The following is a 25,777-nucleotide window of genomic DNA, read 5'->3' as shown; positions in this document are numbered from 1 at the left end:
GATAATGGTATAAAAGGAAAAGTAGAATTTCAAAATGTATATTTCTCATATCCTGATGCAGAAGAAGCAGTTTTAGAAAATATTTCTTTTACAGCAAACAGGGGAGAAACTGTTGCCTTTATCGGCTCAACTGGTTCAGGAAAATCTACTTTGATAAATCTTATTCCAAGATTTTACGATGTAAGTGGCGGAAAAATTTTAATAGATGGGATTGATGTTAGAGATTATCCATTAAAAGATTTATATAATAAATTAGGCTACGCTTCACAAAAAGCATTTTTGTTTAATGAAAGCATAGAAAATAATATAGATTTTGGAGAAGGACTAAAAGAAATTAGTGATAAAGATATAGAAAAAGCTTTGGACATTGCTCAAGCTAGCGAATTTGTAAATAAAATGGACGATGGCAAAAAATCTATGATAGCCCAAAGTGGTACAAATATTTCAGGAGGACAAAAACAAAGATTATCTATTGCTAGAGCCATAGCAAAAGATCCTGAAATATTTATCTTTGATGATTCATTTTCAGCACTTGACTACAAAACAGATGCGATTTTGAGAAATGAATTAAAAAAATCTACAGAAAATTCTACCAAATTAATAGTTGCTCAAAGGATTGGAACTATTATGAATGCAGACGAAATAATAGTTTTAGATCAAGGAAAAATAGTTGGAAAAGGACGCCACAAAGAATTATTAAAAAACTGTGATGTTTATAGAGAAATTGCTCTATCCCAACTAAGTGAGGAGGAATTATACAATGGCTAGACATGGAAATGCAAGAGGGAAAATTGAAAAACCAAAAGATTTAAAGTCATCAATAAAAAGATTAACAAAAGAATTAAAAGATTTTAAATTATTAATAGGACTTAGCATTGTACTTGCTATCGTTGGTTCAATTTTAACAATAATTACTCCAAATAAATTATCCGATATGGTTGATGAAATTTCTCTTGGAATTAGACCAAGAGTAGAAAATATTGAACCAATAGCTAAAAATATTCAAAAAGGAATGAAAAATAGAAAACTTGATCCAATAACAATAGATGGAGTTGAAATTAGCGTAGAAGATCAAATGGAATTTGCAAAAATAATGCAAAAAAACCAAGGAAAAAATATGGATATGAAAAATTTATCCAAAGAAGATCAGCTAAAAGAGCTAAAAAAATTGGAATCATTCCCAAAATCAATAAAAAAAGTAATTGAACCAAAAATGGATTTGGAAAAAATAAAAAATATCGCAATTGTAATTGCACTTTTATATTTTATAAGTTCATTTTTTACATTTATCCAGTCCATTTCAATGACAGAAGTTGCAAATAGATTTGCAAAAAAACTAAGAAATTCAATTTCTGAAAAAATTAATAGACTGCCATTGACATTTTTTGATAAAAATTCTGTTGGAGATATTTTATCAAGAGTTACAAATGATATTGATACAATTGCCCAATCAATGAACCAATCGTTGGCAAGTCTTTTCTCATCAATCGTTCAATTTTTAGGAACAATTATAATGATGTTTTACACAAATTGGCAAATGGCAGTAACTGCTATTGTTTCAAGCACATTTGGTTTTATATTTATGTTTTTGATAATTGGTAAAAGTCAAAAATATTTTTCAATGCGACAAAAATCACTTGGAAAATTGAATGGACACATTGAAGAAGTTTATTCGGGTTTAAATATTGTAAAATCATACAATGCCAAAAATTATGTTCTAGATAAATTTGATAAGGCTAATTATGATGTTTATAAAGCAAGTCAGATGAGTCAATTTTTGTCAGGATTAATGATGCCTTTAATGATTTTTATTGGAAATTTGGGCTATGTTGCAATTTGTATTGTAGGAGCTGTTTTGACAATTAAAGGGAAAATTACTTTTGGAGTAATTGTTGCTTTTATGTCTTATGTCAGATTATTTACATCTCCACTTTCACAAATCGGACAAGCTATGACATCAATTCAATCAACAGCAGCAAGTAGTGAGAGAGTTTTTGAATTTCTTGATGAAAAAGAAATGGAAGATGAAAAAGAAAAAAAAGAATATTTAGATCCACAAAAAGCCTTCGGAAATATTGAATTTAAAAAGGTAGAATTTACTTATGATGGAAATAAAAAACCAACTATTACAAATTTTTCAGCTGATATTAAAAAAGGACAAAAAGTTGCAATAGTTGGGCCAACAGGAGCTGGTAAAACAACTATGGTAAATCTTTTAATGAAATTTTACCAAATAAATAAGGGAGATATTATTATTGATGGAAAATCCATAAATGATTTAAAAAGAGAAAATATCCATGATTTATTTACCATGGTTTTGCAAGATACTTGGTTATTTAAAGGAACAATTAGAGAAAATATTTTATTTAATAGAAAAGATATTTCAGAAAAAAGATTAAATCATGTAATAAAATCTGTAAGCTTAGATCATTTTATAAAAACTTTACCAAAAGGACTAGATTCAAAAATTGATGATGACGATTCAGTTTCACAAGGACAAAGGCAACTTCTTACAATTGCAAGAGCTATGATTGATGATAAACCATTTTTAATTTTAGATGAAGCAACATCAAACGTAGATACAAGAAGTGAAGAATTAGTTCAAGAAGCTATGGATAAATTAGCACAAGGAAGAACGTCATTTATAATTGCCCACAGATTATCAACAATCAAAAATGCAGATTTGATTTTGGTAATGGATGAAGGAAATATAATTGAACAAGGAAATCATGAACAATTAATGGAAAAAAATGGATTCTACGCTGATCTTTACAATTCACAATTTAGTTTATAAAAGGAGAAAAAATGAAAAAAATAATCAACACAGCAATGTTTTATATGATTTATGGCTTAACAGCAGGAGCTTTTTATAGAGAATACACTAAACTTAAGGGATTTGAAGGACTAACAAGTCTTTCAAAAGTCCATCCTTACGTTTTAGTTTTAGGTATGTTAGTATTTTTGGTAATAGGAGCTTACGTATATAGCAATGATGATTTAATAAAAACAAAAAGTTTTTCTAGATTTTATAAAGTTTATAACCTTGCTCTAGTAGGAACAAGTCTTACAATGTTTGTAAGAGGTCTAACACAAGTAAACGCTAGCCAATTGACAAAAGCAATGGATATGTCAATTTCAGGAATAGCAGGAGTATTTCATATATTGATGGCAGTAGCATTTTACTTTTTCTTTAAGTCTTTAAAATCTATTGTAAAATAAAAATTACAAATGAAAATTAAAAGGGACTGTAGGTAAATTATGATTATTAATAATTTTTCTATAGCCTTTTTTTTATGTAAATATTCAAAAAATAAAATAAATTGAAAGCTTTTAAGAATTTTTAAAATTTTTAAAGCCTACTGAAATTTTTAAGAGAAAAAAATTAATTCTTATTTATATTAAAAATTTAACTTAGCTGTTAAAATAAAAATATTTTTAAGCCATTTATTTTAATGGGGTATGATTTAATTATTTTGCTTTATCTAGATAACAAAATAAAATAATTAAAATCAAAATTGACAATAAGCTCTTGATATTGTAAAATAAATATACGATAAAATTTAACATATAATTTTATCAAGGCATTATAATAAAATATAATTTACTATGAAAGGAATTAATATGGAAAAAGAAAAATCAATTAGGCTACCTAGTTTTTTTGAAGCGATTTTGCCGATTATAACTATGGTGTCTTTGATGATTTATGTATTTGCTTTTGCAAAAGAAAAAGTTGATGGAAAATTTGAATCTATTTATGATGGGGCACACATGCCTTTAATTTGTGGAATAATTGTTGCTTGTTTGGTTGGAATGATTTGCGGTCATTCTTTTAAAGAGATGATTAATGGAATGATTAATAGGATTAGCACAACTCTTGATGCAATTTTAATTTTGCTTACTGTTGGGCTTTTGGTTTCTTCTTTTATGATAAGTGGAACAATTCCAGCTCTTATTTATTATGGGCTTGATTTATTAAATCCAAAATTATTTTTGCCAATTGGTTGTATCATAACGGCGATTGTAAGTCTTGCTTGTGGATCTTCTTGGACTGCAACAGCAACAATTGGAATTGCATTTATGACAATAGGAAAGGGAATGGGAATTAATCCAGCGATTAGTGCTGGTATGGTAATTTCTGGTGCTTATATTGGAGATAAATTTTCTCCTTTATCAGATACTACAAATCTTGCAGCTGGTGTTTCAAAAACTGGTTTGTTTGATCACGTTACTGCAATGATTTCTACAACTGGTCCAGTTTTTATAATTTCTTTAATTTTATATACGATTTTGGGACTTAGGGCAAATGTTGTTAATTATGATCCAACAATTGCAGAAGGCATAAAAACTTCTCTTGCAAATAATTTTAATTTAAATCCTTTGGTCTTACTTCCGATTGCAATTATAATTTTAGTTTGTGTATTAAGAATTGAAGGCTTGGCTGGTGTAATGATTTCTGTTGTAGTTGGAATTATTTTTTCTTTAATTTTTCAACAGCCAAGATCTCTTGCTGAAATTTTTTCAATTTTACACTATGGTCCAGATATTGAAACAGGAAATGCTTTTGTTGATCAAGCTTTGGCAAAGGGAGGAATGGATAATCAAATGTGGACTATAAATTTAATTTTATTAGCTGTATCTTTTGGAGGAGCTTTAGAAAAATCTGGAGTTGTTGAAAAATTATTTGCTCACTTAAAAGAAAAAATTAATTCAGTTGGTGGACTTGTTTTTACAACAATGGCAACTTCAATTTTTTGCGATGCAACTATGTGTGATCAATTTTTAGGCATTGGAGTTCCAGCTCCACTTTATGAAGATAAATATGATGATATGGGTCTTTCAAGAAATTTTTTATCGAGAACTTTAGAAGATGCAGGCACTTTGTGGGCAGTTATGTTTCCGTGGACAGCCTGTGGAGCTTATCAAATGAAAACTTTGGGAGTAAATCCTCTTTATTATTTCCCATTTGCATTTGTAAATTTAATAAATCCAATATATGCTCTAGTAACAGCGTATTTTAAAAGAAATATATTTTGGGCAGATGGTTCATACACAAATATTTTTGGAAAAACAAAAATGAAAAAGAAAGCACACGCACCAAAAGAAGTAGAAATTTATGCAACAAATCAATTAGATAAATTAAGAAAAGAAGGAAAAGCTCCAAAAATTTCACTTTAAATCCTCCATTTAAATAAGCTTTTCTTTCAAAAAAATAATGCTATACAAAAAGTATAGCATTATTTTTTATTCTTCAATTTCTTTATGATCTTTTGGAACTCTATCAAAAATTCCTGTAACCATAAGAGCTATTGCTCCATCGCCTGTTACGTTACAAGCTGTTCCGAATGAATCTTGGAGGGCAAATATTGAAAGCATAAGAGCTGTTCCTGTATCATTAAATCCTAAAACAGAAATAATTAATCCTAAACTTGCAACTACTGTTCCTCCAGGAACTCCTGGAGCTGCTATTGCAAAAATTCCAAGTAATGCAATAAATACAATCATATTTGCATTTGATGGAACTTGTCCTGTTAAAATTTGTGAAACTGTCATAACAAAAAATACTTCTGTTAAAACTGAACCGCAAAGATGTGTGTTAGCACAAAGTGGAATTACAAAATCTCTTATTTTTGGATCTAATGTTTTTGATTTTCTAGCACATTTTAAGGCAACTGAAAGGGTTGCTGCTGATGACATTGTTCCTAAGGCTGTAAGGTAAGCTGGTAAATAATGACCAAAAACTTCTTTTGGATTTGTTTTTGAGAAAAGTCCTCCCAAAGAATATAAAAGTGTCATCCAAATAAAATGTCCAACTATTACTATTAAAATTATTTTCAAAAATACAGGCAATTCTTGTAACACTACTCCTTCATAAGCTAAAACTGCAAAAGTTGAAGCAATATAAAAAGGTAGCATATTAATTACGACAACGTCTACGATTTTTAAAACAATATTATTAAGTTCTAATAATAAATTTTCCCATGTTTTTGATTTGGTAAGGATAACTGCTATACCAAAAATAATTGATGTTACAAGAGCTGTCATAACTGGCATTATTGGATCTATTGATAATTTAAAAATAGATTCTGGAATTTCTTTTGCTCCTGCCACATTGGATGCAATATTTAAATGAGGAATAATAGCTTTTCCAGCCAAAAAACTAAAAGTTCCTGCACCAATTGATGAAAGGTAGCAAATCAATAAAGTTACAGTTAGAATTTTTCCTGCATTTTCTTTTAATGAAACAATAGCAGGTGTAACAAAACCTAGGATAATCAAAGGAACAATATATCCTATCAAATCTCCAAGAATTGTTTTTATCGAACTAACTACCAAAATTGCAGATTCATTTGAAATTTGTCCAATAATAATTCCTACAATAATTCCCATCACTAGCTTAAAAACTAATGAATTGAAAAAGCTTTTCTTTTTCATTTTTCATACCTCTTTCATTTATTTTAATAATATTCTACATTAATTCGACAAAATTACAATACTATAATAGTCTTTTATTGTAATAAATTATATTAATCATAAAGTTTTGCTTGGCTTAAATACATTTTTTTATAAAGTCCATCATCTTTCATTAATGTTTCATGATTTCCATTTTCTGTAATTTTTTTATTATCACAAACAATAATCCTATCAGCATACTTTGTTGATGAAAGCCTGTGAGAAATAAAAAGCGAAGTTTGTCCTTTTGAAATATCTAGCATTTTCTCAAAAATTTCTTGTTCACTTCTTGGATCAAGAGCACTTGTTGGCTCATCCATTATAAAAAATTTCCCTTCATGAACAATTGATCTTGATAGAGCAAGTTTTTGTCCAATTCCACCAGAAGGTTCGACAGAATTTTTTGAAAAAAGGAAAGTTAAGAATGTATCTTCTTTATTTACAAGACCATCTATCCAAGATTTCAAATTTAAAAGATAAAAAGATTCATCCATTTTTTCTCTTTGATAATTTGTAATCTCATCTAATAAATTTGCTGAAATATTTTCAGAAATTCTAAAAGGAAATAATCTAAAATCTTGAAAAGTTGGGGAGAGGATTTTGTAATATGTTTTTGTATCAATATCATTTATATTAATCCCATTCAAATAAATATTTCCTTTTGTGGGCTTATAAAATTTGCACAAAAGTTTTACAATTGTAGATTTTCCAGCACCATTTTTCCCCACAAGAGCTACGGTTTCTCCATTTTTAATTTCAAAAGAGCAATTTTCCAAAATCTTTTCCTTTGATTTTGGATATTTAAAGCTTACATTATCAAATTTAATAGTGATTTTTTCTGTGTTTATTTTTTTGATTTTTCCTTCATCAAAATTTTCTTCTTTTTGATTTAAAAAATCAAATAAGCTTTGAAGTTGCTCATTAAAGGCAATTACTTGGGCATAATTTTTTTGTATTTCCTTACTTGCATTTATTAAACTTATTAATGAGTTAAAATATAAAGTAAAATCAGCAAGGCTTATGGCTTTTTCTATAAGCTTAACTACAAGAAAAAACAAAGATCCAAGTATAGAAAAATTAGAAAATACATTCATAAGCCCAACATAAATCCCATTTTTTGTATAATATGCGCTGGAATTTTTGACCAATTTTTGGTGAAAAATTTCAGATTTTTTTAAAATAAAATTTTCTCCATTATAAATTTTTATATCTTTAAAATATCTATGGTCTTGAGAAAAATTTATAAAAAATCTGTAAGCCCTTAGTTTTGGTATATCATTTTTTTGATAGTCTAATTCATTTTTCTTTATTAATTTTACAATTTTTTTATTTAAAAGTATTAAAATAAGTACCACAAGTACAACCAAAACTGATAATTTCATTAGAATTATTAAAGAAAAATACCTGTAATTGTAGAGTTTATTGTTATTGCAAATAAATCATATATTTTAAAAATTTCGAAAATTGCAAAATGAGATTTTTCCATTTCATCTTGAATTTTTTTGCTATCAGATTTTTCTATTGGAAGCTTAATTGCCTTTTCACTTAACTTAAAAGTATAAATATCAATAAATGACTCAAAAGTTTCAGTAATTAAATTAGCATTTAACCTATTAACTAATCCTCTTATTAAATCAAAAATTAAAACTAGAAAAGCAATTATAAAAATTATTTTTAATCTTTTTTGTCCATATATTTCATCAATTATTAATTTTGGTGCAATAATGGAAAATATAGGAAGTATTCCCATAATAAGGGAAAATATTACAAATTTTTTGATAAAATTTTTGTGTATTTCATTTATTTTTTTTAATAATTTTAAAATATTTTTCATACTTTCTCCTTATAATTTTTTGCTTGAAGATTGTATAAATCTTTGTAATCAGAATCGTTTTTCATAAGTTCTTCATGACTTCCTGTAGATTTTATTTCTCCATCTTTTAGATAAACTATCCTGTTGCAAAATTTTGTTGATGCTAGACGGTGAGATATGAAAATTGAAGATTTGTTCTTGGTTAAATCATTATATAAGGTATATAATTCTCTTTCTGCAAGAGCATCAAGTTGGGCGGTGGGTTCGTCTAAAATTAAAAGTTCTGAAGAACTTTTTTCAATACTTCTTGCCAAATATAATTTTTGCTTTTGTCCACCAGAAAGATCAACTCCATCATCATCTAAAATTCTAAGCAAAGTTTGATTATCTTTTTTGTCATAAGATTCTATAATTTTATTCAAATGAGTAAGCTCATAAGTTTTTTCTAGATTTTTATTAGAATCATTTAACAAAATATTTTCTTTAATAGAAAATGGAAGAATTTGAGAATCTTGGAAGACAGCTGAAACCAAGCTATTATAATCATAATCTAGTTTTTTGAAATTTTTACCATTAATAAAAATTTCCCCATCATAAGATTTATAAAAACCTGCAAGAATAAGAGCAAGAGTAGATTTACCTGCTCCATTTTCTCCGACTAAGGCTATTGATTCATTATTGTTTATGGTTAAATTTATATTTTTTAGGACATATTTATCAGAGTTTGGATATTTAAATGATAAATTTACTAGGTCAATTTTTAAAATTTTTGGTAAATTTTTATTTTCAAAAGATTTTTGATAAGGATTTATAATTTTAAAAAACGGTTTAAATCTTGTAAGATTATCAAAAAAATCATTAAAAATCCACATAAACAAATTGTTAAAATTTACAAAGGCTAAAATTGCTGTAAAATAAACATAAAAATCGCCAAGGTCAAGCTTTTCACTCATCAAATTTGTAATAAGCCAATACATAATAAGAGCATCTCTAATAAAATTTATAAGTCTTACAAGGCTATAAATTTTAAAGGTTTTTTTATCTGTTCTAACTAGATAGGCTATCCTATCTTGGTTGGTTTTTTTGTAAAAACTTTTAAAGACATTTATAAAATCAAAAATAAGTATATCTTGTTTTGATAAGGGAGATCTTAGCTCATTGTTTAATTTTGTAAATTTATTGTAGTTTTCATTTTGGTCATTCCAAAATTTAGAAAATTCTCTAGGAATTTTATTTGCAATATAAGTTGAAATTATTGTCAAAATAATTATCAAAAATAAAATGATTCCGCCAATTTTTAAAAAAATCCACAAAAATCCTGCAATAGAAGTTAGGGATGCTAAAAATTCTGGCAAAGTCATCATTACAGCACCTGCTCCTAGATAGGGACTGTCGACAGCCTTATTTGCACTATTTATTTTTTCAGATTCAGATTTTTTCATTTTTTCTTCATAGGGAAGGTAGAGGGCATATTTTGTTACCATATTCATATATTTATATCTGATATTATTCATTTTCATACGGTAATTACCCATGATAAAAGATTCAAAAAAACTTATAATCGTTGATAGGACTAATAATAAAATAAAAAAGCCTAACATAAAATCAAGTCCATTTTGATAATTTTTCAATATGTAGGCAGGCGAAATAATCCATATAAATGGTTTTAAGCCGATAAATATGGAGTAAAGTATGATTAATAAATACATGCTTGGCTCATACTTAGCCATTGATTTAAAAATATATTTTAATTCTTTCATAAAAAGCCTAAACGGCATCCTCCTTGTTGTAGTAAGTCAAGGAGCTTTTCCTCACTTACAAGTTACAAATTACCTCTTTATTTTTAATATTATTGTTCATTTTTCTTCTCCTTTCTTTAAACTAATTTAATATTAACAATTTAATTTAATGAAGTCAAAAAAAGATGGTAAAAACCATCTTAATTTTCTAATATTTCAATTGCACATTTTAAACCATCAAGAGCTGATGAAATTATTCCTCCAGCATAACCTGCTCCTTCACCGATTGGTCTTAGATTTTTAAATTTTAAAGTTGAATAATTTTTATTTCTTTCAATTCTAATAGGACAAGAAGTTCTTGTTTCAACTCCTGTTAATATTGCATCTTCATCGGAGAAAGCTTTCATTTTTTTTGAAAAATCAATTAAGGCAAGTTTTATAGCCTCATTTATTTTTTCAGGATAAATTTTATTTAAATCAGCAAATTTATAAGATGGTTTGTATGTTGGCTTAATTTTTCCCAAATCTTTTGAAACTACTCCATTAATGTAATCACAAACTTTTTGCACAGGAGCAGTAAAATTTCCTCCACCAAGCATATAAGCTTTTTCTTCTATTTCTCTTTGAAATTTAATACCACTAAGATTATTATTTCCCAAAATTTCTGGTCCAATAGCACAAACAACAGCAGAATTTGAATTATAATTTCCCCTGTCATGATAGCTCATTCCATTTACACAAAGACGATTTTCTTCACTTGATGCAGGAACGACATAGCCGCCTGGGCACATACAAAAAGTATATACAGAAATATTTTTCTTTTTATCAAAATATTTAAGGGCGTAGGAAGCCTGTGGAAGTCTATCATCAATAATTTTATATTGGCTAAAATTAATATCTTTTTGCAAGTGTTCAATCCTAAATCCAACTGCAAAATTCTTTTGACTAATGTCAATATATTTATCCAGCATAATAAAAGTATCGCGAGAAGAATTGCCCAAGGCAAGAACATATTCGTCAGCTTGGTATTCATTTTTATTTGTAATAAGAGATTTTATTTTACCATTTTCAATATTTAAATCCGTAAAAATTTCATTAAAATGAAAATCTCCGCCCATTTCAATTATTTTTTTCCTAATATTTATAATGACTTTTCTTAAAAGATCTGTTCCAACATGGGGCATTTGGGTATATAAAATATCTTCAGGTGCGCCGTTTTCAACTAAAATTCTAAAAATTTCCCTAGATCTTTTATCTTTTGACCTAGAAGTTAGTTTTCCATCAGAAAAAGTACCAGCACCACCTTCGCCAAATTGAATATTTGATTCGGGATTTAATTTTAAATTTTTAATAAAATTGTCGATAGTTTTTACCCTATCTTCAATTTTTTCTCCTCTTTCAATTATAGTAACTTTAACACCATTTTTACAAAGAGCATAGGCACAAAAAAGTCCACTGGGACCAGATCCAACAATAATAGCAGAATTTATTTTATTTTTATTTCCTAAAACTAAATCCTCTTCAACAAATTCCCCAATATCATTTTTTAATTTTTTCCTAGTTTTTTTATCAATTTCACAATCAATCAAAACTTGATAAACATAAAAAATACCACGCCTTGCATCGATTGATTTTTTATAAATTTTAAAAGAATCAATTTTTCTATTAATTTTTTCTTCAATAGCCTTTTTTAAATTTTTATCATTATCCAAATCGTATGGAATTTTAATATTTCTAATTATATACATAAGACATCCTTTCTTATTAATTTTAACAGATTTTCCATGTTAAATAAATTTAAAATAATATATAATTGATTAGGAGGAACTTATGAAAGTTAGTTTAGTTGAAAATAAATTAGAAAAAGAAAATATTTCATCCTACATATTAAATGATTTAAATTCATGGTTTGAAGATGATGATGCTGTAAAAAATTATATAGAAAAATCTAAAGAATATATTTTTTTCAAAGCAAGTGAAAATGGAAAAAATTTTGGTTTTATCGTTTATAAAGAAACTTCGGATTATACTATTGAAATATTTGTAATGGGAGTTTTGAAAAAATATCACAGAAATCATATAGGAAGATATTTATTTGAAAAATCCATTGAAATTTTAAAAAAGTATAATTATGAATTTGTCCAAGTAAAAACTTTAAAAGAAGGAATAGACGATGGATATGATAAAACAAATAAATTTTATCAAGCTTTGGGATTTAGAAAATTTGAAGTAATTGAAGAAATTTGGTCACGAGATAATCCTTGCCAAATTTATGTGAAAAGTATTAATTGAATTAAAAATGTTTTTAAATTTGAAAAGAAAAATGAACTATTTTAATATATTTATTAATTTTATCGTAAATTTACTTAAAATATTTTTATGATATAATTTTACTAAATCATAGAACTTTAATACATTTTCGTATTATTGTACTAAACTAAAGGAGGGAATATGTTAACAAAAATTAGTAATTTTATAGGACCTATAAATGAAATTCTTTATTATCCGATATTAATAATTTTGTTGCTTTTGATAGGTCTTTATTTTACATTTAGGACTAAATTTTTACAAGTTAGGTTATTGAAAGAATCAATTAATGTTGTAATGGAAAAACCAGAAGAGGAAGGTGCTGTTTCTTCATTTCAAGCTTTGATGGTTTCTACTGCATCTAGAGTTGGTTCTGGAAATATTGTAGGAATTTCTACAGCAATTTGCCTAGGAGGTTATGGTGCAGTTTTTTGGATGTGGATTGTTGCGATAATTGGTGGAGCAAGTGCTTTTATTGAATCTACTCTTGCACAAATTTATAAAAAAAGAGATGAAAATAATAAATCTTACGGTGGACCTGCTTATTATATTGAACAAGGTTTAAAATCTAGAACACTTGGAATTATTTTTGCTAGTAGTTTGATTTTGACTTATGCAATTGGTTTTAATATGCTTGCATCTTTTAATCTTCAAACTTCTTTTATTGCTTATGATTTTTATGATCCAAACAAAACTCCATTTATTATTGGATTAATTCTTGCAATCATTACTGGAATTTGTATTTTTGGTGGCGGGGATAGAATAATTAAATTTACATCAACTTTAGTTCCTTTTATGGGAATTATTTATATTTTGGTGGCTATTATTATGATAGTTGTAAATATTTCTTATATTCCAACTGTTTTTTCAAATATTTTTAAGGATGCTTTTAATTTTAGAGCGATTTTTGCAGGCCTTGCATCTTCTTCAATGATGTATGGAATAAAAAGAGGGCTTTATTCAAACGAAGCTGGTATTGGTTCAGCACCAAACGCTGCTGCAAGTGCAAATATTTCTCATCCAGCAAAACAAGGTCTTGTTCAAATGCTTTCAGTTTTTATTGATACACTTTTGATTTGCTCAGCTACAGCTTTTATGTGTCTTTCTTCTGGAATTGAACCAAGCGAGGCTTTAAGTGGAGCTCCTTATGTTCAAGAAAGTCTTTCAACTTTGTTGGGTAGCTTTGGAAATTATTTTATTTCTTTTTCCTTAGCTTTATTTACTTTTACAACTTTGATTGGAAATTTATTTTATGTAGATAGTAACCTTGCTTATATAAATAAAAAAACACCATCAAAAATTTTTATGATAATATTTAGATTGTTTGCAGTAATTGTAATTTTATTGGGAGCTATGAGCAAAGTTAAACTTGCTTGGGATATTTCTGATTTGTTGATGGGAATAATGGCTTTAATAAATTTACCTTCAATTCTAATTTTATCTAAAAAAGCTATTGATTGTTTAAAAGATTATGAAATTCAAAAAGCAAGTGGAAAAAATCCAATATTTAAAGCAAAAGATATTGGTATGAAAGAAAAACTTGATTATTGGAATTAATTACAAAAAAATAAATAAATTTTAACCGTTAGCTTGTTAAAGATTGTTGCAATTTGACAAAACAACTCATTAATGGTAGTATTCATAGTGCAATTGAACAAGCGTGATAGAGGTGCGGAAAACATTAGTAAAATATTTTTTTGGGAATCGAAAATATTTGAAAGGGTAATCCACCGAGGGATTTTGAGTCTGCCCAAGACTTAAAGTTGCCGGGACGATTGGAGAATATCTGTCGTACTGCCATATTTTTATGGAGAGCTGTCGTGGTTTATAATTATTTTATATAGTTTAATATTTAAGTCATGGCATGCGTCATGACTTTTTTTGCAATTTAAATTCGAGAGGAGTTTTAAAATGAACAAAAAAAGAAAATTACCATTACTTTTGGTAATTTCTTTAGCACCGATAATTGTTTCGATATTTATTGTAGAAAGTGGTATTGAAACTTATGCTAGTATTTGGGCGTTATTACCCCCAGTTGTGGCAATTTTAATGGCACTTATGACAAAAGAAGTATATTCTTCTTTATTTTTGGGGATTGTAATAGGAGCAATATTAGCATCAAAAAGATCTTTGGCAAAATTTTTAGATAATATTGTTGTAAAAGGTCTAACTAATTCTATTTCACAAACTTCAGGAATTTTTATTTTCTTGATAGTTTTGGGAATTTTGGTAGTATTAATAAATCATTCTGGAGGATCAAAAGCATTTGGGCAATGGGCTGACAAAAAGATAAAATCAAGAAAAGGATCACAACTTGCAACATATTTTTTATGCATTATGCTTTTTATTGATGATTATTTTAATTGTTTGACATCAGGTTCTGTAATGAGACCAATTACTGATTCTCACAGAATTTCTAGAGCAAAACTTGCTTATCTTATAGATGCAACAGCAGCTCCAATTTGTATGATTGCACCAATTTCATCATGGGCTGCTGCAGTTTCTGGATATGCACAAGGAACAGGTCTTTCGGGAATAGAATTATTTATAAAGGCGATTCCTTATAATTTTTATTCTATTTTAACTTTGTTTTTTGTAATATCTCTTATTCTTTTTGGAAGAGATTATGGTCCTATGAAAGATTTTGAAGATAGGGCAATTAATGATGGAGACTTGGGAAATATAGTAGAATCAGAAGTTAGTGCAGAAGATGGTAATCCTGAAGGAAAAGTTATTGATTTAGTTTTTCCAATTTTAAGTCTTATTATAATTTCTGTTTTGTCTTTAGTTCATATTGGTGGATTTTTTGATAAATCTAGTGAATTTTATATGGATTTTGTAAATGCTTTTGCAAATACTGATTCGACAGTTGCTCTTCCAATGGGAGCAATTATAGCTTTAATTATTACGATAATTTATTTTCTGATAAGAAAAGTTATAAGTTTTGAAAAATCTATGGATGCAATCCCAGAAGGTTTTCAATCAATGGTTCCTGCAATTTTGATTTTAACAATGGCTACAAGCTTAAAAAATATTTCAAATGATTTGTTAGGCTCAACAAAATTTGTCGGAAATCTTATGACAAATGCAGCAAGTGGACTTAGCACATTTTTGCCAGCTGTTATATTTGTTGTAGCAATTTTATTAGCGTTTGCAACTGGAACAAGTTGGGGAACTTTTGGAATTTTGATTCCTATAGTAGCATCAATGTTTGATCCAACTGATCCAATATTTTTTATAGGAATTTCAGCTTGTCTTTCAGGAGCAGTTTGTGGAGATCATATTTCTCCAATTTCTGATACAACAATTATGTCATCAGCAGGAGCAGGATGCGTTCACGTCGATCATGTAAGAACTCAACTGCCTTATGGAATAACTGTTGCATCAATAGCTACAATTTCTTTTATAATAGCAGGCTTTACACAATCAGCTTTAATTTCAATAGCTTTTGGAGCAATTGTAATTTTTATTTTTATGTTGTATTTAAATAAAAGTAAAAAATGATTTTGTGATTTTTGTAAAGGTATAAATACAATCGTCCTTAGTTAGAATTTTATCTTAAAAATTTAAAAATTAAGATTTACTTCTAATTAGGGGCGATTTTTTATTTTGTAAGAGATTTTTTTACTGTAATTTATTTTTTGAAAAAATTAATTAAAAAATAAATTATTTTACATTAAAGATTAAGTCAAGTATAATTAGAAACTAACATAAAAAATATGGATAAAAATGATATTTAAGAAAGAGAGGATTTATGTTTTTATTAGATAACATAATTGGTATTGCAGATTTTTTGTGGAGCAATATTATTGGTTATGTTTTATTAGGAGTAGGTCTTTATTATACAATAAGATTAGGTTTTCCTCAGATAAGATATGCTAAAGATATAAAAGATGTTTTGAAGAAAAATTTAAAAAGTGATGATAATGTTTCAGGCTTTGGAGCTTTGGCTGCTGCTGTTGGTGGACAAGTGGGAACAGGTTCTTTGGTAGGAGTTGCTTCTGCTCTTGTAGCTGGTGGTCCTGGTGCGATTTTTTGGATGTGGGTTACTTCAATTTTAGGTATGGTAATCACTTTTGCCGAAACAGTTTTAGGTCAAGTTTATAGGGTTAAATTATCTGATGGAACTTATAGGGGTGGTCCAGCATATTATATTAGAAATGGTTTGGGCAAAAGAGTTTTATCAATTATAACAGCATTTTTATATATAATTGGTGTAGGATTATGTATAGCCTTTATGCAAACAAATTCAATAGCAAATGGATTTAAGGATGTTATTGATTTTAATCCAATTATAGTAGGGGTCATTGTAACAATTCTTGCAGGAATAATTACTATTGGTGGAGTAAAAAGACTTACAAAAGTTACAGGATTTTTGGTGCCAATTATGGCAGCTTTTTATGTAATAATTGTTTTTATAATTATAATTACAAATATTAGTAAACTTCCTTCTGTTATTGCATTAATTTTTAAATCAGCTTTTAGTCCACAAGCAGCTGTTGGAGGAATTGTTGGTCATAGTGTAATGCAAGCTTTTAGAAATGGAGTTGCAAGAGGATTATTTTCAAACGATGCAGGTAATGGAATTGCAGGAATTATGCATTCATCAGCTGACGTTGACCATCCAGCAGAACAAGGATTTTTGGGAATGTTTGGAACCTTTGTAACAACTTGTATAATTTGTTCGCTTACAGCTTTCGCGATTTTATTAACTGGTGTTTTGGGAAATGGATCTGACGGAATAAATCTTGTTCAAGATGCTTTTTCTGCACAAATCGGGCTAGTTGGAAGATGGGTTGTTGCTTTTGCTATGGCATTTTTTGGATTTACAACATTAATTGCAGATTTATTTTATGGAGAAGCTAATGTAATTCATATATTCAAAGAAAATTTTAAAATTCCACTTTGGATTTATAGAATTTTTGCAGCTGTTATGTTTATAGTTTCTACAAAAATGTCCCTTGATAGAGTTTGGGGGTTGATTGATGTTTTTGTAGGAATTTTGGTATTTATAAATGTAATAACATTAATATTTTTGTTTAAATCCGTAAAAACTGTTTTAGATGATTATGAAAAACAAAAACAAGAAGGAAAAAAGCCTGTTTGGGATAAGGAAAATAATAGTCTTTATTCTGATGAGGGAGAATATAAAAATTTTAAAATATAAAATTCTAAAAATCTTAGCTTGTGCTAGGATTTTTTATTTTCCAAAATATTAACAAATATGTTAAGTAAAATAAGCTAGAAATTTAAAAAATATTTCATTTAAAAAATAAAATCGTATAATCAAAAAGTAAAGTTAAGTACATGGAGGTATTTATGAATAAGTTAGGAAGAAAAGTTGTTTTGATTGGTAGTGGATTTGTAGGATCTTCTTATGCATTTGCTTTGGTTAATTCTGGACTTGCAAGTACTCTTTCAATTATTGATATAGATAAGGACAAGGCGATTGCAGATGTTAATGATTTGATGGATGCAAGTTGTAAAACACAATCTCCAACTTTGGTTAAGGAAGGTTCTTACGAAGACTGTAAAGATGCTGATTTGGTTGTTTTGTGTTATGGAAATAGCCAAAAAAATCTTACAAATAGACTAAATGATATAAAAATTGCAAGTAGGATGGTTGTTGATACAATTCCAAAAGTTATTGAAAATGGTTATGATGGAATAATTTTGCTTGCAACAAATCCAGTTGATGTTATTTCAAAAGTTGTTCAAAAAGTTTCAGGTCTTCCTTATAATAAAATTGTAGGAAGTGGAACAAATCTTGATACAGCAAGATTTATCCAATATTTGGCAAAAGAAGTAACTTGTAATCCAAAAGATGTTGAAGCTTATGTAATAGGTGAGCATGGCAATTCATCAGTTGCTTTGTGGTCAAATGCAAGAATTAAGGGGATTTCTATTGATAAATTTTTAGATAATATTGACAATGAGGATAAGTTTAAAGAAGAAGTTTCTGAAAAAATTAGGGACAAGGCTTTTCAAATTATAAAAGGAAAAGGTGCAACTCATTTTGGAATTGCAAATTGCTTGCTTGATTTTACAAGAGCAATTTTATTGGATGAAAAGAAAATTATAATGACATCAGCATATCTTGATGGAGAATATAACAACAAGGGTTTATACACAGGAGTTCCAGCAGTAATTGGGGCAAATGGATGTGAAAAAATTCTTGAGATGGACATTTCTAAAAAGGAACAAGAAATGTTTGATAAATCATGCAAGGATCTTGAAGAAAATTATAAACTTGCCCAAGAGGTTTTGGATGAATAAATTATATTATAAATATTTTCTTTTTGGAATTTGTGATATTATAATTTGCTTTGCTCTATATAAAATGATAAATATTTATGCTGGACTTCTTGGCTTATTTTTATCTAATATGTCTAAGGCATTTTTTGAAAAATCTTTTTATAAAAGTATAGATAAGTTTAAAAAGCTAGCAAAAAATTCTAATTTAAGTTATGAACAATTATCAGATATTTGTAAAATGGATGAAAATGATATAAAAATTCTTATTGGAAATGAAAACAAGGGATTTAAAGCTGAAAATATTAAGCTGGCTATTAAAAATTTAGAAAATTATTTAAATAAATAATTAGTATAGAGTCATATTATTATGGCTCTATTTTTTTGCAAAAATTTAAGCTTTATTTTACTTAATTTCTTTTTTCTACTATAATGATAATTGTAAATTAATGATCTATGGGAGCTATGTGCTGAGAGGAAGTTCGACTTCGACCATCAAACCGGACAGGATAATGCCTGCAAGGGATGAAGCATATTTATTCTCCTATAAGTAATTTTAGGAGGTTTTTTTAATTTATGAAATATAAGACACAGATGGAAGCTGCAAAACATGGTTTTGTAACTGAAGAGATGAAAATTGTTGCCAAAAAAGAAAATGTTAGTGAAGAATTTCTTTTAGAAAAAATAGCAAAGGGCGAAATTGTAATTCCTAGAAATAAAAATCACAATTCCATTTCTCCAGAAGGAATTGGCACAGGATTAAAAACTAAAATCAATGTAAATTTAGGAATTTCAAAAGATTTAAATGACCTTGATCTTGAGATGCAAAAAGTTGATATGGCACTAAAAATGGGGGCTGAATCAATTATGGATTTATCAAATTATGGTAAAACTCAAGAATTTAGAAAAAGATTAATTGAAAAATCTACAGCGATGATTGGGACTGTTCCTATGTATGATGCAGTTGGATTTTTGGATAAGGGTTTAAGTTTTATAAAAGCAAAAGAATTTTTGGATGTTGTAAGAAACCATGCAGAAAATGGAGTTGATTTTGTTACAATTCACTGTGGAATAAATAGGGCAAACGCTGAAATTTTTATGAGAAATAGAAGGGTAAATGAAATTGTATCTCGTGGTGGATCACTTTTATTTGGTTGGATGAAAATGAATGATAAAGAAAATCCATTCTACGAATATTATGATGAACTTTTAGATATTTTAAGAGAATATGATGTTACCTTATCACTTGGAGATTCTTTAAGACCAGGTGGAATTCACGATGCAACAGATCCTGCCCAAATTGCAGAACTAATTACTCTTGGAGAGCTTACAAAAAGAGCTTGGGAGAAAGATGTTCAAGTAATAATTGAAGGACCAGGACACGTTCCAATAAATGATATTGAAATGAATATGAAACTTGAAAAAAAATTATGCCACAACGCACCATTTTATGTTTTGGGACCTTTGGTTTGTGATGTCGCTCCAGGATATGACCATATTACAAGTGCAATTGGAGGAGCAATTGCAGCAAGTTATGGAGCAGATTTCCTTTGTTATGTAACTCCAGCAGAACATTTGAAACTTCCAGATGTTGATGATGTAAAAGAAGGAATTATTGCAGCAAAAATTGCAGCTCATGCTGGAGATATTGCAAAATTAAAAGACGCAAGCAAATGGGATCTTGAAATGAGCAAGAGAAGGCAAAAACTTGATTGGGAAGGAATGTTTGAACTTGCAATTGATCCTGAAAAATGTAGAAGATATAGAGCTTCATCAAGTCCAGAAGAAGAAAATACTTGCACCATGTGTGGGGCAATGTGCTCAGCTAGAAACATGAATTTAATTCTTGAAGGAAAAGATATAAAATTATAAAATTTAAAAAAGTGCGAAAAGATTTCGCACTTTTTTACAATATTTTTTTAATTTCAGATAAATTTTTTACTTGATAAGTGAAATTTTCATCTGAAATTTTTTTGTCTTCCTTATTAAAATAAATAGATTTGATTTTTGAATTTTTTGCACCAATTATGTCTGATTTTATGCTATCTCCAATCATGATTAAATCATCATTTGAAAATTTTGTAAGATCCATTATTTTTTGGAAAAATTTCTTATCTGGTTTTTCAAAACCGATTTTATCTGATACAAAAATTTTATCAAAATACTTATCAAGATTTGATTTTTTTAACCTATTTTCCTGCATTTTATATATCCCATTGCTTGCAGTAAAAATTTTGTATTTATCCGATAAATATAATAATAAATCCTCAATTCCGTCGACCATTTCAATTTCATAATATAAAAAATTTACAAATAAATCATTGAAAAGGCCTTTTTCTATATCTAGATTAAAATATTTACCCATCAAATAATCTCTTTTTATAAAAACTTCTTTTATATTAATTTCTCCTAATTTTTGCTTGGTCCATAAAATATCATTAACCTTATTAAAATAAGAAAAATCTTCTTCTTTAAATTTTAAATTGAAATTTTTTAAAGTTTTTAAAAAAGAATTTTTGGAACATTTTTCAAAATCAAAAATCGTATCATCTATATCAATTAAAACTGCTTTAATCATTTTACTATTTTAAATACATACATCTCATAGCATTTAATACAGCTATAATTGTAACACCAACATCTGCAAAAATTGCAGCCCACATTGAAGTAAGTCCCAACGCTCCAAGAATTAAAACTATAATTTTCACACCGATTGAAAAATATATATTTTCTTTTACAATTCTTAGACATTTTTTTGAAACTTTTATGGCCGTTGGAATTTTTCCTGGATCATCATCCATCAAAATCACATCAGCAGCTTCAATTGCTGCATCTGAACCCATAGCTCCCATAGCAATTCCTACATCTGCTCTGGTAAGTGATGGGGCATCATTAATTCCATCTCCAACAAAGGCAATTTTTTTATTTACATCATCTTTTTTATCTAAAATTTCTTCAAGGATTTTTACCTTGTCTTGAGGGAGAAGTTCACAATAATAATCGTCCAATCCTAATTCATTAGCCACATTTTCTCCAACTTCTTTAGAATCTCCAGTAAGCATTATTGTCTTGCTTATATTATTTTTTTTCAAATCAGATATAGCTTTTTTAGAATTTTCTTTTATTGTATCTGATATTACAATGTGACCTTGGTATTCATTATTTATTGCAAGATGGATAATGGTTCCAATTTTTTCACAAGCTTTCCATTCTATATTTAATTTATCCATTAATTTTGAATTTCCAAGGTAAACCTCATCATCATTTACTTTTGCACTTATTCCATAGCCTGAAATTTCTTTTATATCACGAATTTGACAATCATCTTTTTCGTTTGGATAGGCTTTTCTCAAAGAATCTGCAATAGGGTGGGTTGAATATCTTTCAACGTGACTTGCTATATGAAGAAGTTCTTCTTTAGATAATTTTTCTGGATGAACAGCTGTTACTTCAAAAGTTCCCTTTGTTAAGGTTCCGGTTTTATCAAAAATGATTTGGTCAACATTTGATAAAATTTCCATATAATTTGATCCTTTTACAAGAATTCCCTTTTTGCTTGCAGATCCAATTCCTGCGAAAAATGATAGGGGAATAGAAATTACCAAAGCGCAAGGACAAGAAATTATTAAAAATATCAAGGCCCTATAAATCCAAGAAGAAAAATTTGGACTTTGACCTATTAAAAATAAAAATATTCCTGGTAAAAACGCTAAGGCTAGTGCAAGATAAACAACTACTGGTGTATAAATTCTTGCAAATTTTGTAATGAAATTTTCAGATTTTGATTTTCTTTCAGACGCATCCTCAATTAATTCTAAAACTTTTGTAACAGTAGATTCTCCAAATTCTTTTGTAGTTTTAACTTTCAACAATCCATTTAAATTAATTGAACCTGAATATATTTCTGAATCCTTTTTTACATCTTTTGGAAGAGATTCTCCAGTCAAAGCTTTTGTATCAAGAGAAGATTCTCCATCAATTACAATTCCGTCCAAAGGAACTTTTTCTCCTGGCTTAATTATAATTATTGAGCCAATTTCTACTTCATCTGGATCAACTTCAATTATATTTCCATTTTCATCTTCAATATTTGCATAATCAGGAGCAATGTCCATTAAATCAGCAATAGATTTTCTACTTTTACCAACAGCGTAAGATTGAAAAAATTCTCCGATTTGATAAAAAAGCATAACAGAAACAGCCTCTACAAAATCATTGCTTTTTGTATAAATTGCAAGAATAATTGCGCCAATGGTTGCAATCGACATCAATAAAGATTCATCAAAAGCTTGTTTATTTTTAATTCCATTAAATGCCTCAAGCAAAACATCATAACCTACCAAAAGATAAGATATTAAATACAAAAAGAGATTAACAATTCTATCAAAATTTGTAAATTGAAGAATAATTAAAATCACAGCAGATAAAATAATTCTGCTTAAATTTTTCTTTTGTTTTTTACTCATAATTTATCCTTAAAAATAAATCTCACAATCTTTTTCAATTTTTCTACAATTTTTCAAGACATTTTCCATAACTTCTTTATCATCTACACCATCTTCAAAAGTAACTTTCATTTTTAACATCATAAAATTTATGGTGCAATCTTTTACACCATCAGTATTTTTAGCTTCAATTTCCATTTTATTTGCACATGAAGGGCAATCCACTTCAATTTTGTAAGATTTTTTCATAAAATTCTCCTTTAATTAAAAATTTACGATTAAATAATTATTTAATTGTATCTAAGTTCATAATACAAGATTATTTATGTAAAGTCAATAAAAAAATTTAAATTAAATTTTATTTTTGTGGTAAAGTATAAATAAGGAGAGAAATAAATGAAATTACCACATAAACATTATAAAAACGACGATAAAATTGATTTTTTATTAGAAGAAGAAAAGGCATCAGATATTTCAAAAGCTTTCAGACATTTGGGAGATTCAAAAAGATTACAAATTTTTTGGCTTTTATGCCATAGAAAAGAATGCGTAATAAATATAGCAGCAATTATGGGAATGTCATCTCCAGCGATAAGCCATCATCTAAAAATTTTAAAAACAGCAGGACTTATTTCATCAAAAAGAGAAGGCAAAGAAATGTTTTATAAGGCAAACGACAATAAACTAAGCGAATTTATGTTTAATGTAATTTTAGATACTAAAAATTTATAGGAATAAAAAAGATAAGCTAAAAAATGAAGTGAACTACTCAATCCGTATTCCGGATTTTTAGGTTCACTTCAAAAGCTTATCTTTTTTATTTTAAATATTAATTTTAATTTCATAATCCAAATTTTTGTAAAATTCCATGGAATGTTCAATGTCATGATATTTGTATCCCATATCGAAAGCATTTTTTCTATCTTTGCTTGAGCCGTGAGTAAATTTATCTGGATTTATGCTTGAGCCAGACATTTTTTGAATTTTGTCATCTCCAATTGATGATGCAGCTTTCATTGCTTCTTCAATATCTCCTTTTTCTAAATATCCATTTTCTTTTGAAAAATATGCGTAAACTCCAGCAAAATAATCGGCTTGCAATTCTTGAGCTACTGAATATTTATTGTAATCTTTTTCGGATAATTCTTTTTGAAGTTGTTGAGTTTGATTTAATATTCCTAATTCATTTTGAACGTGATGACCAACTTCGTGAGCAAGGACATAAGCAAAAGCAAAATCTCCACCAGCTCCAAATGTATTTTTTAATTCATCGTAAAAAGAAACATCAATATAAATAGCTTCATCAAGGGGACAATAAAATGGTCCCATACCAGATTGAGCTATTCCACAAGATGACTTTGTTGTTTTTGTATAAATAGTCATGCTAGGCTCCTTGTAAGTCAAATTATATTCAAAAAATTTTTCATGCCACATATCTTCTGTATCAGCAAGAACAACAGAAAGAAAATCTTCCAATTCTTTTTGATTTTCAGAAATAGTTTCTTCATACCTATTTTCTTGTGTTTCATTTACATTTTTATTATTTATAACAGAAGGATCTGCTCCAAGAAAATATAAAATAAGAACTAAAATAAGTCCACCAATTCCACCACCAAAAACAACTGGTGCACCAGAGCCTCTATTTACATTGGAACTTTTTCTCCTATTTTTCCATTTCATATTAACCTCCAATTTTTTCTATTAAATTAATACCCTAATTTAAACAAGTTAATATTTATTTTTGATAATAAATTGGTAATATTTTAAAGTTTTGGTAAAATATTTTTAATAATATAAATTAAAGGAGATACAATGAAGTTTATTTCATGGAATATAGATTCCCTAAATGCTGCTCTTACAAGTGATTCAAATAGAGCTGTTATGTCTAGGGATGTTTTAAAAACTATAATTATTGAAGATGCCGATGTGATTTGTCTTCAAGAAACAAAATTACCAAGAACTGGTCCTAGCAAAAAACATCATAAAATTTTGGAAGAATATTTTCCATCTTATGATTACGCATGGGTAAGCTCTCAAGAGCCTGCAAGAAAATCATACGCAGGATGTTTAACGCTTTATAAAAAAAATCTTCAAACAAAAATTACTTTTCCAGTTTTGGATGCACCAGATACAATGGATCAAGAAGCAAGAATTATTACTTTAGAGTTTGAAAATTTTTATTTGACACAAGTTTATACACCAAATGCAGGAAATGGTCTAAACAGACTTGAGTTAAGACAAATTTGGGATGAAAAATTTGCAAATTATTTGGAAAATTTAGACAAAAACAAAGCAGTAATTGCTTGCGGAGATTTTAATGTTGCACACAAAGAAATTGATTTGAAACATCCAGAAAATAATCATGAATCAGCTGGCTTTACAGATGAAGAAAGAAATGGATTTACAAATTTATTAAACAAAGGTTTTGTAGATACATTTAGACATATTCATGGAGATGTTGAAGGAAAATATACTTGGTGGGCACAAAGAGTAAAGACAAGTAAGATTAATAATTCTGGCTGGAGAATAGATTATTTTATAGTATCAGACAGAATAAAAGATAAAATAAAAGAATCTAATATGATAGATTCTGGAGACAGACAAGATCATACACCAATATATTTATCAATAGATATATAATTTTAAATTTGCAGAATAAAATATTTAGAAATTGAAAAATTTTTAAATGTTTTATTCTGTTTTTTAATTGATTTAAATTTGGGTATATTTTAAAAGTAGAAGGAAATAAAAAATTTAAATTAACTCACACT

22 protein-coding genes and 1 riboswitch are annotated in these 25,777 nt (G+C 27.8%); of the genes, 13 read left to right on the top strand and 9 right to left on the bottom strand.

All coding sequences use genetic code 11. The features are described from left to right. Window positions 1–9 precede the first annotated feature (9 nt). From I6H46_RS10155 to nhaC, 4 genes are all read left to right on the top strand, one after another. On the top strand, window positions 10–768 hold the full coding sequence (locus I6H46_RS10155; RefSeq protein ID WP_325100624.1) for an ABC transporter ATP-binding protein: 759 nt from the start codon (window positions 10–12) through the stop codon (window positions 766–768). Next, window positions 761–2,794 carry an ABC transporter ATP-binding protein gene (locus tag I6H46_RS09140; RefSeq protein WP_200225854.1) on the top strand — a complete coding sequence of 678 codons (2,034 nt, stop codon included), beginning with the start codon at window positions 761–763 and terminating at the stop codon, window positions 2,792–2,794. Before I6H46_RS10155 ends, I6H46_RS09140 begins: the two co-directional genes overlap by 8 nt. 11 nt (window positions 2,795–2,805) lie before the next feature. After that, window positions 2,806–3,219, top strand: a complete 414-nt coding sequence (locus I6H46_RS09135) for a DUF2871 domain-containing protein (RefSeq protein WP_019117511.1) — start codon at window positions 2,806–2,808, stop codon at window positions 3,217–3,219. A 402-nt stretch (window positions 3,220–3,621) separates the two neighbouring features. Beyond that, window positions 3,622–5,175 (top strand): Na+/H+ antiporter NhaC, encoded by a 1,554-nt coding sequence (gene nhaC, locus I6H46_RS09130; RefSeq protein ID WP_019117512.1) that lies wholly within the window; start codon window positions 3,622–3,624, stop codon window positions 5,173–5,175. A 66-nt stretch (window positions 5,176–5,241) separates the two neighbouring features. Here nhaC and I6H46_RS09125 read toward each other — a convergent pair whose 3' ends face one another. The 5 genes from I6H46_RS09125 to I6H46_RS09110 all read right to left on the bottom strand — a co-directional run bounded on the left by I6H46_RS09125 (window position 5,242) and on the right by I6H46_RS09110 (window position 11,750). Next, complete coding sequence (locus I6H46_RS09125) at window positions 5,242–6,432, bottom strand: dicarboxylate/amino acid:cation symporter (RefSeq protein ID WP_019117513.1); 1,191 nt, start codon at window positions 6,430–6,432, stop codon at window positions 5,242–5,244. 92 nt (window positions 6,433–6,524) lie between these two features. After that, on the bottom strand, window positions 6,525–7,832 hold the full coding sequence (locus I6H46_RS09120) for an ABC transporter ATP-binding protein (protein WP_234287354.1): 1,308 nt from the start codon (window positions 7,830–7,832) through the stop codon (window positions 6,525–6,527). An 8-nt stretch (window positions 7,833–7,840) separates the two neighbouring features. Further along, on the bottom strand, window positions 7,841–8,284 hold the full coding sequence (locus I6H46_RS10150; RefSeq protein WP_234287353.1) for a hypothetical protein: 444 nt from the start codon (window positions 8,282–8,284) through the stop codon (window positions 7,841–7,843). Next, complete coding sequence (locus I6H46_RS09115) at window positions 8,281–10,041, bottom strand: ATP-binding cassette domain-containing protein (protein WP_083857209.1); 1,761 nt, start codon at window positions 10,039–10,041, stop codon at window positions 8,281–8,283. Before I6H46_RS09115 ends, I6H46_RS10150 begins: the two co-directional genes overlap by 4 nt. Window positions 10,042–10,202: 161 nt before the next feature. Continuing rightward, entirely contained in the window at window positions 10,203–11,750 is a 1,548-nt protein-coding gene (locus I6H46_RS09110) for an NAD(P)/FAD-dependent oxidoreductase (protein WP_019117516.1), read from the bottom strand. Between the two features lie 82 nt (window positions 11,751–11,832). Here I6H46_RS09110 and I6H46_RS09105 point away from each other — a divergent pair, with 82 nt between their 5' ends. From I6H46_RS09105 to thiC, 7 genes are all read left to right on the top strand, one after another. After that, the gene (locus I6H46_RS09105; RefSeq protein WP_200225852.1) at window positions 11,833–12,294 is read left to right on the top strand and encodes a GNAT family N-acetyltransferase; all 462 of its coding nucleotides are present in this window, start codon (window positions 11,833–11,835) and stop codon (window positions 12,292–12,294) included. 159 nt (window positions 12,295–12,453) lie between these two features. Next, window positions 12,454–13,866, top strand: a complete 1,413-nt coding sequence (locus I6H46_RS09100; RefSeq protein WP_019117519.1) for an alanine/glycine:cation symporter family protein — start codon at window positions 12,454–12,456, stop codon at window positions 13,864–13,866. A gap of 99 nt (window positions 13,867–13,965) precedes the next feature. Beyond that, window positions 13,966–14,135: riboswitch (Lysine riboswitch) on the top strand. Between the two features lie 85 nt (window positions 14,136–14,220). Then, entirely contained in the window at window positions 14,221–15,813 is a 1,593-nt protein-coding gene (locus I6H46_RS09095; protein WP_019117520.1) for a Na+/H+ antiporter NhaC family protein, read from the top strand. A gap of 250 nt (window positions 15,814–16,063) precedes the next feature. Further along, a complete protein-coding gene (locus I6H46_RS09090; protein ID WP_019117521.1) occupies window positions 16,064–17,476 on the top strand; it encodes an alanine/glycine:cation symporter family protein in 1,413 nt (470 codons plus the stop codon). A 152-nt stretch (window positions 17,477–17,628) separates the two neighbouring features. Beyond that, window positions 17,629–18,585 (top strand): L-lactate dehydrogenase, encoded by a 957-nt coding sequence (locus I6H46_RS09085; RefSeq protein ID WP_019117522.1) that lies wholly within the window; start codon window positions 17,629–17,631, stop codon window positions 18,583–18,585. Then, the gene (locus tag I6H46_RS09080) at window positions 18,578–18,910 is read left to right on the top strand and encodes a hypothetical protein (protein ID WP_019117523.1); all 333 of its coding nucleotides are present in this window, start codon (window positions 18,578–18,580) and stop codon (window positions 18,908–18,910) included. Before I6H46_RS09085 ends, I6H46_RS09080 begins: the two co-directional genes overlap by 8 nt. Before the next feature lie 227 nt (window positions 18,911–19,137). Beyond that, entirely contained in the window at window positions 19,138–20,433 is a 1,296-nt protein-coding gene (gene thiC, locus I6H46_RS09075) for a phosphomethylpyrimidine synthase ThiC (protein ID WP_019117524.1), read from the top strand. A gap of 34 nt (window positions 20,434–20,467) precedes the next feature. Here the strand turns inward: thiC and I6H46_RS09070 are convergent, their stop codons facing one another. From I6H46_RS09070 to I6H46_RS09060, 3 genes are read right to left on the bottom strand one after another with little or no spacing between them, the layout of a single operon-like run. After that, window positions 20,468–21,139, bottom strand: coding sequence for an HAD family hydrolase (locus tag I6H46_RS09070; RefSeq protein WP_019117525.1), 672 nt, complete (start codon window positions 21,137–21,139; stop codon window positions 20,468–20,470). 4 nt (window positions 21,140–21,143) lie between these two features. Beyond that, on the bottom strand, window positions 21,144–23,027 hold the full coding sequence (locus I6H46_RS09065) for a heavy metal translocating P-type ATPase (protein WP_200225850.1): 1,884 nt from the start codon (window positions 23,025–23,027) through the stop codon (window positions 21,144–21,146). A 9-nt stretch (window positions 23,028–23,036) separates the two neighbouring features. Next, window positions 23,037–23,255 (bottom strand): hypothetical protein, encoded by a 219-nt coding sequence (locus tag I6H46_RS09060; RefSeq protein ID WP_004838994.1) that lies wholly within the window; start codon window positions 23,253–23,255, stop codon window positions 23,037–23,039. Between the two features lie 147 nt (window positions 23,256–23,402). Here I6H46_RS09060 and I6H46_RS09055 point away from each other — a divergent pair, with 147 nt between their 5' ends. Further along, window positions 23,403–23,738 carry an ArsR/SmtB family transcription factor gene (locus I6H46_RS09055; protein ID WP_019117527.1) on the top strand — a complete coding sequence of 112 codons (336 nt, stop codon included), beginning with the start codon at window positions 23,403–23,405 and terminating at the stop codon, window positions 23,736–23,738. Window positions 23,739–23,828: 90 nt separating this feature from the next. On the opposite strand, the gene ypfJ is transcribed toward I6H46_RS09055, so the two are convergent. Then, window positions 23,829–24,686: a KPN_02809 family neutral zinc metallopeptidase gene (gene ypfJ / locus I6H46_RS09050; protein WP_019117528.1), complete on the bottom strand. Its 858-nt coding sequence runs from the start codon at window positions 24,684–24,686 to the stop codon at window positions 23,829–23,831. A 132-nt stretch (window positions 24,687–24,818) separates the two neighbouring features. On the opposite strand from ypfJ, the gene I6H46_RS09045 reads away from it, so the two are divergent. Further along, entirely contained in the window at window positions 24,819–25,646 is an 828-nt protein-coding gene (locus I6H46_RS09045; RefSeq protein WP_019117529.1) for an exodeoxyribonuclease III, read from the top strand. The last annotated feature ends 131 nt before the right edge of the window (window positions 25,647–25,777 follow it).

Origin of the sequence: Anaerococcus obesiensis (assembly GCF_016599815.1) — a bacterium.
Lineage (GTDB): Bacteria > Bacillota > Clostridia > Tissierellales > Peptoniphilaceae > Anaerococcus > Anaerococcus vaginalis.
This window is presented reverse-complemented; position numbering and strand designations above follow the sequence as displayed.